Consider the following 12,656-nt stretch of genomic DNA (forward strand, 5'->3'; position numbering starts at 1 on the left):
TGCTGTTACGACTTTTCGACAAGTTAGGCCTGAGCAGAGATTGCGAAAAAATAGCCCAACTATTTGACGAATTCAGTGACTACGGGACGATTGCCGCATAAAAGTGTCCGAACTATTGAAACGTCAGAATGTGCTTAAAAGCGGCATGGACAGTTTTACCTTTGAATTCTCCGGATTTAATTTTCACATCCAGAAAACCCGCTTTCTCGGCTAGTGAATAAATCCGGTAACAGAAAAGCCAGAACCCCTCATAGGGCTGCATATAAACCTGCGACATATGCAGCAAAGCCCTGCCTGCCGCCCGTAAAGCCAGATAGAAAGCCAATTCAGGCGCATCAAGCCGCTCAATTGATCTGTGTCCTGAAAGTGAATAATTTTCAGCCAGCATCGTGTAGGCAAATGTAACAATATCGACATGCGCCCGCTCGTCCATACCGAGAGGAAATCCAGCGTCCAGATAGCTTTTTTCCAACTGTCCGACAAGATCTTCCAGGCAAGTATCGATTTCCTGCAAATAAGCCAAATGCTGCTGAGGATCGATCTCAATGCGGGTGAAAGCTTGCAAGAGACAGAAAACTTCTTTGCCCGAATTGTAATCCCGCTTTATGGACAAGGCGCGCAGCCAGTCGGTGAGCGCTTGCCTGTTAAGCGCAAATGGAATTTTATAATCGCTTAGATCCGGCGCCGTCCTGAATCTTGAATTGTCCATTGTCCCCCTCAATAAATATACAAGTAACGCTGACTGTGGCATTCAGTATAGTAGCGTTTTCATTATATTTTTAACCCTTCAGCATCCTTGTAAAATATTGAAGAAATATTGAGGATGGAATTAAGCAGGGCGGAATTTAGATTCTGCCCTGCCCGTTTATTGCACGCGCCGCATGGCGAACAGAGCCAGCCCCAAGACTATCAGGCTGGGGAGAAACGCCATCAACGGAGGATTAAGGTCATAAATTAACCCCATGTGCCCGACGATTTTGTCGAAAATATTGAAGCCCATGCCGATGATTACCCCTACCATCATCCTGCCGCCGACGCTGACGCCTCGTTTAACGCCTATCACGAACGGCGCCGAAACCAGCAGCATGATGAAGGTGACCAGCGGATTGACGACGCGCCCCCAGAAAGCCAGTTCAAAGGAATGGGATTTTTGATGATTTTCCTTAAGAAAATCAATGTACATCGCCAGATCATATAAGGACATGTTGTCAGGGCTTACGACAACAACCTTCAGCAAATCCGGCGCAATCGATGATTTCCAGACCTGCTCGCTCTGTGCACTGGCGGCCATTTGCTCTGTTGAAATCTGTGATTGCCTGATGCCTTCCAGTTTCCACTGCTGATCCTTTAAAAAAGTCGCCTTGTCCGCATGCACAGATTGGCGCAACCGGCGCTGGTCATCCAGTTCATAAATACTGATGTCAGCGAGATGCCCATCATCGATGATTTGCCTGACATTGATGAATTTACCGCCTTCCCGCAACCAAAGACCATACCGGTAATTCATGGAAACTTGCTCATTCTGGGCAGTCGATTTGATCATTTGCGCCGTACGTTCAGTCAAAGGCGCCACAAACTCGCCGACGACAATGGAAATTACTACCAGAATAGCACCGGCCAGCATCACCGCTTTAATAATGCCCAGAACGGACAGCCCAGCCGCGCGCATGGCGATCAATTCGCGATTGTTGCCCATGGCGCCCAATATGAACAAACTGCCCAGCAACGCCGACGACGGCATCAACTCATAAAAAACCCGGGGAGAAGTCAGCGCCAGATAGGAAAAGATCTCCTTTAAGCCATAATGCCCTTTTCCCAGATCCTTTAACTCATCGCTAAAGGTGAACAGATTAAACAGTGTCAATAATAATAGAATCGCAATCAGCGAACCTTTTAAAATCTCCTTGACGACATACTTCGTTAATACATTCACCTTGTCACCTTTTCCCTGATTTTCATCTTAACCCACTGCCATCCGTACAGTTTGATCAATAACCCAATGCCGACCAGCAACAATATCCAATAAACCCCGACACCGCCCAGCCAGGCAGGAATGGTCTCGTTAATGACCCAACTCTGGCTGACGCGGATAAGATTTCCGTAACTGAAATAGATCAAAAAGGCGACCGTCATATTGCCGTAAACGCCGCCTCTGGGCGCGCTCTGCGCCAACGGCACGGCAAGAAGCGTAAGGAAAATCATGCTCAAAGGAATGGAATAGCGGCGCTGCAATTCTGCAATGTCGCGTATGGCGTTAGAATTCTTCAGCACATTCATCGGAATCGCCTCGCGGCTCACATTGATGACTGAACTTTTCTCATCCAGCCTGACGGCGTATTCGGCAAAGTTTTCAATCACATAATCCACCGCTCCCGGCTGCCCCTGTATGCGCTCGCCCTGCTCCAGAATTATGTAACGGCCATCTTTTAAATCTTCCAGCCGGCCTGATTCGGCATTGATAATCGCTTGTTTGCCATTACGTTGCCGATGCTGCACAAAAACTTTGTGCATCTTTTTATCGTCACCGATCTTCTCCACATAAAAAACCAGATCGCCCTGACTGTATTCGCTGAACTTTCCCGCCGCGACGCCTCTGATATCGGCAGACTGCTCATCCTGATGCATTATCCCCTCTGTCCTCGCTTCAGCCCAGGGCGCCACATACATTGAGAGCCCTGCCGACACTACGCTCAACGGAAAAACCAGCAGGAATACGGCCCGATAAATAGTGCCCGCGCCGCCGCCGGCGGAAGAGATTGCCGACATCTCCTGATCTCTGTACATACGGCCCAGCACCATCAATACGGCCATGAACAAAGCGGCCGGCAGGAACGCAATGCTGGCAACGACTATTTTCAAACCCAGGATGCTCAACAATGTTTCATTAGATACCTGTCCTTCGATTGCTTTATCCAGAATTTTGATAAATTTCCGACTGACGATTATGACGACAATCACGCTCAAAACAGCTAGCAATGTCTTGATCAAATCGCGCATAATCATCTTATCCAGAACGGTGATCAACGAACGCCGTCCCATTTTATAGCCTTGCGGCCAATCTGCTCCCAAAAGCCTGTCTCCCCATCAAAATATATTTGTGTTGTATAATCCGAAAAACAAACAGCCCATCTTGGCAGCGGCCGTCTAAGACGACTTGCTCAAGATAACCCTTCTCTCGCAACTACACGATAAAAAATTATGGACTATTCTATAGAAATCACGCCTTTAGAAAAACTGCAATCTGACTGTGTTATTGTTGGCGTTTACGAGGATCAGCAACTGAGTCCGTCGGCCATCGCCCTCGACGCCAGTACTCAGGGAATCATCAGCAACATCGTCAGCCGTGGAGATATCAGCGGAAAAAACGGCGAAACCGTCCTAATCAACGTCGTGCCCGACAGCGCCATCGAACGCATTTTACTGGTCGGTCTGGGCAAAAAAGAGCCTTTATCGGGCAAGAATTACCGCAAGGCGCTGGCAGCAGCCATTAATAGTCTGAAAAAGCCGCAAATAAAATCCGTCGCCTGCTGCCTGGCTGAATGTGATGTAACAACCGGCGATTGGCAGTGGAAAACGCGCCAGATCATCGAAGTCTTCAGCGATGCCGTCTATCAATTCACCCACCTGAAGTCCGACAAGGAAACGGAAAGCAAGATCGAGAAGGTCTGCATCTGCGCGCCGCAAAGCGAAAGCGCCCTGGCGCAAGCGGGACTGGAGCAGGGTCGAGCCATTGCCGAAGGCGTCAATTTAACCAAACACCTGGCCGACCTGCCCGGCAATATCTGCACCCCAACCTACCTTGCCGAACAAGCGGTCGAACTGGGCAAAAAATTCGGCAAACTCAATGTGAATGTGCTGGAAGAAGCCGATATGGAAAAGCTCGGCATGGGCGCTTTGCTGGCCGTCGCGCGCGGCAGCCGCCAGCCCGCCAAGCTGATCACGCTGGAATACCAGGGCGGCGATAAAAACGGCAAGCCGATTGTCCTGATCGGCAAAGGGCTCACCTTCGATGCCGGAGGCATTTCCCTGAAGCCGGGGGCGGGCATGGATGAAATGAAATACGACATGTGCGGCGGCGCGGCCGTGTTGGGCACGCTACAGGCTGCCGCGCAAATGGACCTGCCGCTCAATATCGTCGGCCTGATCCCGTCAACGGAAAACCTGCCTGATGGCAATGCCGACAAGCCCGGCGACATTCTGACCAGCATGTCCGGCAAGACCATCGAAGTCTTGAACACGGATGCCGAAGGCCGTCTGATCCTTTGCGATACGCTGACCTATGCAGAACGCTACAACCCCGATGTGGTCATTGACCTAGCGACCCTGACCGGCGCCTGCCTGGTGGCTTTAGGCCGTGTGCCCAGCGGCTTGCTCGGCAACGACGACAGATTGTGCAATGAACTGCTCGCAGCCAGCGAGACGGCCACCGACAGTCTCTGGCGCCTGCCGCTGTGGGAAGAATACCAGGAACTGCTCAAATCCAATTTTGCCGACATGGCCAATATCGGCGGCAAAGATGCCGGCACCATTACGGCGGCTTGTTTCCTGTCGCGTTTTGCCGAGAACTTCCGCTGGGCGCATCTGGATATCGCCGGCACGGCCTGGCGTACCGGCCCGGCCAAAGGCGCGACCGGCCGCCCCGTTCCGCTGTTGAGCCAATATCTGATTAACCGCATGCCCAAGGCCTAAAAGCGCATGCCGGAAGTCAGCTTTTATCTATTGCCGTCACGCTCGCAACAGGAACGGTATCTGTTTGCCTGCAAACTGATAGAAAAAGCCTACCGTAGCGGCCACTTCTGCTATGTGCTGACCGATTCGGCCGAACAAAGCGAAATCATGGACAACCTGCTCTGGACTTTCCGGGCAGGCAGTTTCATCCCGCACGAACGCTATAGGAGCGAGACATTCTCGCACCCGCGTGCGGAATGGGAACGCCATGTCATTCTGATCGGCACGCAGAAGGCGCCTGAACACTGGCAGAAAACCGTGATCAACCTTTCTTCGCAATGCCCGCAGGGCCTCGAACAGACAGAGCGCATCTTGGAAATTCTCGATGACAGCGAGGAAACCAAAGAGGCCGGCCGGCAACGCTACCGCCAGTATCAGCAGTTGGGGCTGGCTATTGCCACGCACAAGATTTAGCATGAAAATTTGAGATATAAGGCGCAACAACCGATAACCTTGCTTCTTAAACGCATAACTTTTACAAGAACACAACACATCCATGGATAAAACATACGCTCCCCATTCAATTGAACAACGCTGGTATAAAATCTGGGAAGAAAAAGGCTATTTTGCCGCCAGAGAGGACGGCGAATCTTATTGCATCATGATTCCGCCGCCCAATGTCACCGGCAGCCTGCACATGGGACATGCGTTTCAGGATACGATCATGGATGCGCTGACGCGTTATCACCGTATGAAAGGCTGCAGCACCTTATGGCAGCCCGGCACCGACCACGCCGGCATCGCCACGCAGATGGTCGTTGAACGCCTGATCAATGCCGAGGGCAAAACCCGCCATGATTACGGCCGCGAAAAATTCATCGAAAAAATCTGGGAATGGAAAGAACAATCGGGCGGCACGATTACGCGCCAATTGCGCCGCATGGGCTCTTCGCTGGACTGGAACCGGGAGCGTTTCACCATGGACGAGGGCATGTCCGAAGCCGTTCAGGAGGTCTTTATCCGCCTGTACGAAGAAGGCCTGATCTATCGCGGCAAGCGCCTGGTGAACTGGGACCCGGTCCTGCATACGGCCGTGTCGGACCTGGAAGTGCTGTCGGAAGAAGAAAACGGTTCGATGTGGTACATGCGCTATCCGCTGTCCAATGGCCAGGGGCATCTGATCGTAGCCACGACCCGCCCGGAAACCCTGCTCGGCGATGCCGCCGTCGCGATTCATCCGCATGACGAGCGCTACAAGCACCTGATCGGCGAGTTTGTTGAACTGCCGCTGACGGGCCGGCGCATTCCCGTTATTGCCGACGAGTATGTCGATCCCGAGTTCGGCACCGGCTGCGTCAAGATCACGCCGGCCCACGACTTCAACGACTACGAAGTCTGGACGCGGCACCGCAACGCCTCAGCCATCAGCGAACTGCCGCACGGCGGCCTGATCAATATCTTTACGGCCGACGCCACCGTGCGCGGCAATCTGGACGCGGAAGGCGACCTGATCCCTGCAAAATACATTGGTTTGGACCGTTTCGAAGCGCGCAAGCAGATGGTCGCCGATCTGGAAGCCCAGGGCCTGCTGGAAAAAATCGTCGACCACAAACTGATGGTGCCGCGCGGTGACCGTACCGGCAGCGTCATCGAGCCGCTGCTGACCGATCAGTGGTACGTCAGAGTCGAGCCGCTGGCTAAACCGGCCATTGAAGCCGTTGAAAACGGCGACATTAAATTCGTGCCCGATAACTGGAAAAACACCTATTTCGACTGGATGCGCAACATTCAGGACTGGTGCATTTCCCGGCAGATCTGGTGGGGGCACCGGATTCCTGCCTGGTATGACGATCAGGGCAACACCTACGTCGGCCGCTCCGAACAGGAAATCCGCACCAAACACAACCTGCCGGCCGACTACGCGCTGAAGCAGGATGAAGATGTGCTGGACACCTGGTTCTCATCAGCCCTTTGGCCGTTCTCGACCTTGGGCTGGCCTGACAACACGCCCGAGCTGGCCAGACATTACCCGTCCAGCGTCCTGGTCACCGGCTTCGACATCATCTTCTTCTGGGTCGCGCGCATGATCATGATGGGGCTGAAGTTCCAGGGCGACGTGCCGTTCAAGGAAGTCTATATTCACGGCCTGGTGCGTGATGCCGAAGGCCAGAAGATGTCCAAATCCAAAGGCAACGTGCTCGATCCCATCGATATCATCGACGGCATCGATCTGGAAGCTCTGGTGGCCAAACGCGTCTCCGGCATGATGCAGCCGCATCTGGCCAAAAAAATCGAGCAGGCCACGCGCAAACAGTTCCCGGACGGCATTCCGTCTTTCGGAACCGATGCGCTGCGCTTCACGTTCGCCTCGCTGGCTTCGACCGGCCGCGATATCCGCTTCGACCTGGCCCGTACCGAAGGCTATCGCAACTTCTGCAACAAGCTCTGGAATGCCGCGCGCTACGTGCTCATGAATACCGAAGGCCAGGATAACGGTCTGTCGGGCGCTTGCGAATACACGCAAGTCGACCGCTGGATTACTGCCCGACTGCATCAGGTCATCGCTGCCACGAGCAACGCCATCGACAACTACCGTTTCGATCTGGCGGCCCAGGCCATTTATGAGTTTACCTGGAACGAGTACTGCGACTGGTATCTGGAACTGGCCAAGATTTCGCTGCAATCTGACAATGAAGCTTTGCAACGCGGCACGCGCCGAACGCTGTTGATGGTGCTGGAAAACGTGTTGCGTCTGGCGCATCCGTTGATGCCGTTCATTACCGAGGAAATCTGGCAGCGCGTCGCGCCATTGGCAGGCTTAGAGGCAGAGACTATTATGCTACAACCTTATCCCGTAGCCGATGAAGCTCAGATCGATACGACTGCCATTGCTGAAATCAACTGGGTTATGAACTTTATTCTGGGCGTGCGCCGTATCCGCGGCGAGATGAACATAGCGCCGGGCAAACCTCTGCCGGTCCTTTTGCAGAACGGCTCGAATGCCGATAAAAGCAGCCTGGCCAACAATCAGGTCTATTTGCTGAAACTGGGCCGTCTTGAATCGATAAGCTGGCTTGATAACGATGCAGTGACGCCCGAATCGGCGATAGCGCTGGTCGGCGACATGAAAATCCTGATTCCGATGGCCGGCTTGATCGATAAAGAAGCCGAACTGGCGCGACTGGACAAGGAAATTCAGAAAATCATTAAGGAACTGCCCAGAATCGAAGGCAAATTAAGCAATCCAGCCTTCATCGATAAAGCGCCGGCCGATGTAATCGATAAGGAAAAAGCCAAGCTGGCCGATTTACGTTCGTCATTGAACAACCTCGAAGAACAGCACCGCAAAATACAGGCCTTATAAAGGCGCCGAAACACAGGGGGAAAACGCTTTCCCCCTGTATCCTCTCTTTTTGTCCTATTCATTGGACAAACCTCCTATTTGATCTATATTTGCTTTAGTTGCATTAAACTAATCGCATGACTACCGCATGGCTACCGTATTAACCGATCTACAATTCAATGGTCTCGCAAAATGCTTAATTCAAGGCGGCCTGCTGTCTGAAAATGATGCCCAAATCCACATTCAGGAAGCGCAAAAAAGAAAAATCCCGCTCATTTCCTATCTGGTCGCCAATAATTTTGTGGACAGCAGAGCCGCAGCAACCAAAGCCTCCACTGAATTCGGCATACCTTTTTTCGATCTGGATGCGATAGACTGCCGCAACCTGCCCGTCAAAGTGATCAGCGAAAAACTGATTCGTCAGCATCATGTGCTGCCGCTGTTTATACGCGGCAAAACCCTATTTGTAGCGGTCTCCGATCCGACCAATTTCCAGGCATTCGATGACATCAAGTTTCACAGCCTGCTTAAACCCGAAGCCATACTGGTCGAGGAAAACAAGCTCGTCAAGGCGATAGAAACCTCTTTAGAAGCGGCATCCGATACGTCCATGAAAGATCTTCTGCTCGACGAAGATCTGGAAAAACTGAATATTACCGGCGGCGATGAAAATGCGAATGAGGATATCAATTCTGAAATTGACGATGCCCCCATTGTGCGTTTCGTCAATAAAATCCTGCTGGATTCGATAAAAAAAGGCGCTTCCGACATTCATCTGGAACCTTATGAAAAAAACTTCCGTATCCGGTTCAGGTCTGACGGCATCCTGCATGAAGTCGCCAGTCCGCCGACCAGCGCCGCGAACCGCATTATCTCGCGCATCAAAGTCATGGCCAGGATGGATATCGCCGAACGTCGGGTTCCGCAGGACGGCCGTATTAAGATGTCCTTATCGAAGAATCGTGCGATTGACTTTCGAGTCAACACCTGTCCTACCTTATTCGGCGAAAAAGTCGTCTTGCGTATTCTGGACCCCACCAGCGCCCAAATCGGCATTGAAAAGCTGGGTTTTGAACCGGAACAGGAAAAACTGTTTCTTGAAGCGATTCATAAGCCCTACGGCCTAGTCCTCGTTACCGGACCAACCGGCAGCGGTAAAACAGTCTCACTCTATACAGGCCTGAACATCCTCAACAGCATCGAGCGCAATATTTCCACGGCCGAGGACCCTGTTGAAATCACGGTAGAAGGCATCAATCAGGTCAATATGAATCCCAAGGCGGGCCTGACGTTCGCTTCGGCCCTGCGCGCCTTTTTGCGCCAGGACCCCGATATCATCATGGTCGGCGAGATCCGCGACCTGGAAACTGCGGAAATCGCCATCAAAGCGGCACAGACAGGCCACTTGGTGTTATCGACCCTGCATACCAATGACGCCCCGCAAACATTGAACCGCCTCATGCAGATGGGCATTCCGCCTTTCAATATCGTCTCGGCCGTCAACCTGATTATGGCTCAGCGCCTGGCGCGACGCCTGTGCGAGCATTGCAAGAAACCGGCCGACTATCCGGCCAAGGCCCTAGTCTCTGCAGGTTTTAGAGAGGAAGAGCTGGATAATCTGCAACTCTTCAGCCCTGTAGGCTGTGAGCATTGTACGAACGGCTATAAAGGCCGGGTCGGCATCTATCAAGTCATGACATTGAGCGAAAAAATGCGCTCGCTCATTCTTGAAGGCGGCAATGCCATGCAGCTCGCAGAGCAGGCAAAGTCCGAAGGCATCAATGATTTGCGGGCATCGGGCTTGAACAAGGTGCGCATGGGTATTACGACTCTCGAAGAAATTGACCGCGTAACGAAGGAATAATTATGGCAGAACAAACCGAACAGCTGGATTTCATCTGGGAAGGCGTCGACAAAAGCAGAAAAAAAACCAAGGGGTTGATTACTGCAAAAAGCGAGATGATCGCGAGAACGGATTTAAGACGCATGGGTATACGCGTCACCAAACTCAAGAAAAAACCCAAGCCCTTATTCGGCGCCAGAGTGCAATCAATCACGCCAGGCGATATAGCGGTCTTTGCCCGGCAATTGGCGACCATGCTGGAAGCGGGCGTGCCTTTAGTGCAGTCTTTCGACATCATCGGCAAAGGGCACGACAATCCCAGCATGCAGAAAATGCTGTTGGAGATTAAAGCGGATATTGAAGGCGGCGCCACTTTGGCTGAAGCCCTTAACAAGCGGCCGCAGCAATTTGATGAACTTTTCTGCAACCTGGTCCAGGCGGGCGAGCAGGCCGGGGTACTGGAAACGCTGCTGGATAAGATCGCGACTTACAAGGAAAAAACCGAATCCCTGAAAAAGAAAATCAAGAAAGCGCTGACTTATCCTATTGCGGTATTGGTTGTCGCATTCATCGTCACGGCCATTCTGCTGCTTTTTGTCGTGCCTGTTTTTCAAGAACTTTTCCAGAGCTTTGGCGCCGACTTGCCGGCGTTCACAATGTTTGTAATCGGCATATCGGAATGGATGCAGGAATGGTGGTGGCTATTTTTCGGCAGCATCGGCGTGGCCATCTATACCTATCTTTTCTTCCAGAAACGCTCGCGGCCGTTCAACCACTTCATGGATAAAATGTTCCTGAAAATACCCATAATTGGTATGATCTTGCACAAGTCGGCCATCGCCCGCTTCTCAAGAACCCTATCGACGATGTCCGCAGCCGGCGTGCCGCTGGTGGAAGCGCTGGAGTCAGTGGCCGGCGCTTGCGGCAACATTATTTACGCCGACGCGGTTCTGAGAATGCGTGAAGAAGTAGCCATGGGACAGCGCCTGCAATTTGCCATGCAGCAAACCCAACTGTTCCCTCACATGGTCATGCAGATGCTTGCCATCGGCGAAGAATCGGGCTCTATCGATGAAATGCTGGCCAAAGTGGCCGATTTTTATGAAGAAGAAGTCGACAATCTGGTCGATAATTTAAGCAGCCTGATGGAACCCATTATCATGGTAATCTTGGGCATCCTGGTCGGCGGCCTGATCGTTGCCATGTATCTGCCTATTTTCAAACTCGGCGCGGCTGTGGGCTAAACCGTTAAAATAGCGGTAAAATTATTAATCATTCAACCTGCGCTCCAGCAAAATGGGGCGTTTCTTTTTCCAGAACACATGATGCAACAGCTGAGTATCCTTTTAAATTCCCCTTATATCCTATCCGTACTGGCAGGCATTATTGGCCTAATGGTCGGCAGTTTTCTCAATGTCGTCATCTACCGATTGCCGATCATGATGCAGCGAAACTGGAAAAAGGACTGCATGGAATACCTGGAGCTTAGCCAGGAAGAAACGCCTGAAACAGAATCTTTCAATCTGGCTTTCCCGCTGTCGCACTGCCCAAACTGCAATACACCCATCAAGCCGCATCAAAACATACCCGTTATCAGCTATTTATTTTTAAAGGGTAGATGCGCGCAATGCCGGACGCCTATTTCTTTGCGCTATCCGATAATAGAAGCTTTCACGGCGGCCGCATCTGTCATCGTGGCCTGGCATTTCGGCTATACGCCGCAAACGGCCTTTGCCCTGGTGCTGACCTGGTCGCTGATCGCATTAAGCGGCATCGATATTGACCATCATTTACTGCCGGATTCCATCACGCTGCCGGCATTATGGCTGGGATTATTTTTAAGCCTGTTTGCACTCTTTACTGATGCGCACGCCAGCATTATAGGAGCCATTGCCGGTTATCTGGCGCTCTGGACTGTCTATCATCTGTTCAAGCTGGTTACGGGAAAAGAGGGCATGGGCTATGGCGATTTCAAACTGCTGGCTTTATTCGGCGCCTGGCTGGGTTGGCAGAGCCTGCCCGTTATTATCCTGTTGTCATCCCTGGTGGGTTCGGTCATAGGCATCGCCATGGTTGTTCTCGTCAACCGCGACCACAGAATTCCCATCCCGTTCGGCCCTTATCTGGCAATGGCAGGCTGGATCGCATTGCTCTGGGGCCATGACATCAACCAGCTTTATCTGACCCAAGTAGGCTTATAAAAATATGCTTAAGATCGGCCTGACCGGAGGCATCGGCTGTGGCAAAACAACTGTCGCACGCTTGTTTGCCGAACTCGGCAGCCCCGTCATCGATGCCGACCAGATAGCCCATCAGCTTGTCGCCAAAGGGCAACCCGCACTCGCGCAGATAGCGCTGCAATTCGGCGCCGACATACTCGCTCCGGATGGCTCACTGAACAGGGCCAGGCTCAGGGAAGCCGTTTTTTCCGATCCTGCCCGGAAGCAAAACCTCGAAGCCATTCTCCATCCCCTGGTTTATCAATCCATTCAGGCAGAACTCGAAAGGCTGGACGCACCTTATTGCATCATCGCGATACCGCTATTGTTTGAAACCAACATGGCCCATTTTGTCGACCGGGTGCTGGTCGTGGATTGTCCGGTCGAAATACAGATAGCGCGCGTCAGAAAGCGCGATCAGCTTACGCTTGAGAGAATCCAGTCGATCATCGACAGCCAGGTGTCACGAGACTTTAGAAAATCGCATGCCGATGATCTTATCGATAATTCGGAATCGGATTATAGACTTGCAGAACAAGTCAAAAAACTGCACAATTTGTATCTCTCATTAAGCGCCAGCTAG

General features: G+C 52.1%; 10 protein-coding genes. 7 read left to right on the top strand and 3 right to left on the bottom strand.

The annotated features are described in order from the left end of the window. Positions 1 to 112: 112 nt before the first annotated feature. The 3 genes from V2P20_RS19605 to lptF form a co-directional block, all read right to left on the bottom strand. Positions 113 to 709: a hypothetical protein gene (locus V2P20_RS19605; protein WP_331821355.1), complete on the bottom strand. Its 597-nt coding sequence runs from the start codon at positions 707 to 709 to the stop codon at positions 113 to 115. A gap of 156 nt (positions 710 to 865) precedes the next feature. Then, positions 866 to 1,933 (bottom strand): LPS export ABC transporter permease LptG, encoded by a 1,068-nt coding sequence (gene lptG / locus V2P20_RS19610; protein ID WP_331821357.1) that lies wholly within the window; start codon positions 1,931 to 1,933, stop codon positions 866 to 868. Continuing rightward, entirely contained in the window at positions 1,930 to 3,069 is a 1,140-nt protein-coding gene (gene lptF, locus V2P20_RS19615; protein ID WP_331821359.1) for an LPS export ABC transporter permease LptF, read from the bottom strand. The genes lptG and lptF overlap by 4 nt, the downstream gene beginning before the upstream one ends. 129 nt (positions 3,070 to 3,198) lie before the next feature. On the opposite strand from lptF, the gene V2P20_RS19620 reads away from it, so the two are divergent. The 7 genes from V2P20_RS19620 to coaE all read left to right on the top strand — a co-directional run bounded on the left by V2P20_RS19620 (position 3,199) and on the right by coaE (position 12,656). Continuing rightward, positions 3,199 to 4,689, top strand: coding sequence for a leucyl aminopeptidase (locus tag V2P20_RS19620; RefSeq protein ID WP_331821361.1), 1,491 nt, complete (start codon positions 3,199 to 3,201; stop codon positions 4,687 to 4,689). A gap of 6 nt (positions 4,690 to 4,695) precedes the next feature. Further along, entirely contained in the window at positions 4,696 to 5,142 is a 447-nt protein-coding gene (locus V2P20_RS19625) for a DNA polymerase III subunit chi (RefSeq protein WP_331821363.1), read from the top strand. An 82-nt stretch (positions 5,143 to 5,224) separates the two neighbouring features. Then, the gene (locus V2P20_RS19630) at positions 5,225 to 8,032 is read left to right on the top strand and encodes a valine--tRNA ligase (RefSeq protein WP_331821365.1); all 2,808 of its coding nucleotides are present in this window, start codon (positions 5,225 to 5,227) and stop codon (positions 8,030 to 8,032) included. Between the two features lie 127 nt (positions 8,033 to 8,159). Next, positions 8,160 to 9,875, top strand: a complete 1,716-nt coding sequence (gene pilB / locus V2P20_RS19635) for a type IV-A pilus assembly ATPase PilB (RefSeq protein WP_331821367.1) — start codon at positions 8,160 to 8,162, stop codon at positions 9,873 to 9,875. Between the two features lie 2 nt (positions 9,876 to 9,877). After that, positions 9,878 to 11,098: a type II secretion system F family protein gene (locus tag V2P20_RS19640; RefSeq protein ID WP_331821369.1), complete on the top strand. Its 1,221-nt coding sequence runs from the start codon at positions 9,878 to 9,880 to the stop codon at positions 11,096 to 11,098. Between the two features lie 81 nt (positions 11,099 to 11,179). Next, the gene (locus V2P20_RS19645) at positions 11,180 to 12,055 is read left to right on the top strand and encodes an A24 family peptidase (RefSeq protein WP_331821426.1); all 876 of its coding nucleotides are present in this window, start codon (positions 11,180 to 11,182) and stop codon (positions 12,053 to 12,055) included. Positions 12,056 to 12,059: 4 nt separating this feature from the next. Continuing rightward, positions 12,060 to 12,656, top strand: coding sequence for a dephospho-CoA kinase (gene coaE / locus V2P20_RS19650; RefSeq protein WP_331821371.1), 597 nt, complete (start codon positions 12,060 to 12,062; stop codon positions 12,654 to 12,656).

The organism is Methylobacter sp. Wu1 (genome assembly GCF_036553575.1).
Taxonomy (GTDB): Bacteria; Pseudomonadota; Gammaproteobacteria; order Methylococcales; family Methylomonadaceae; genus Methylobacter.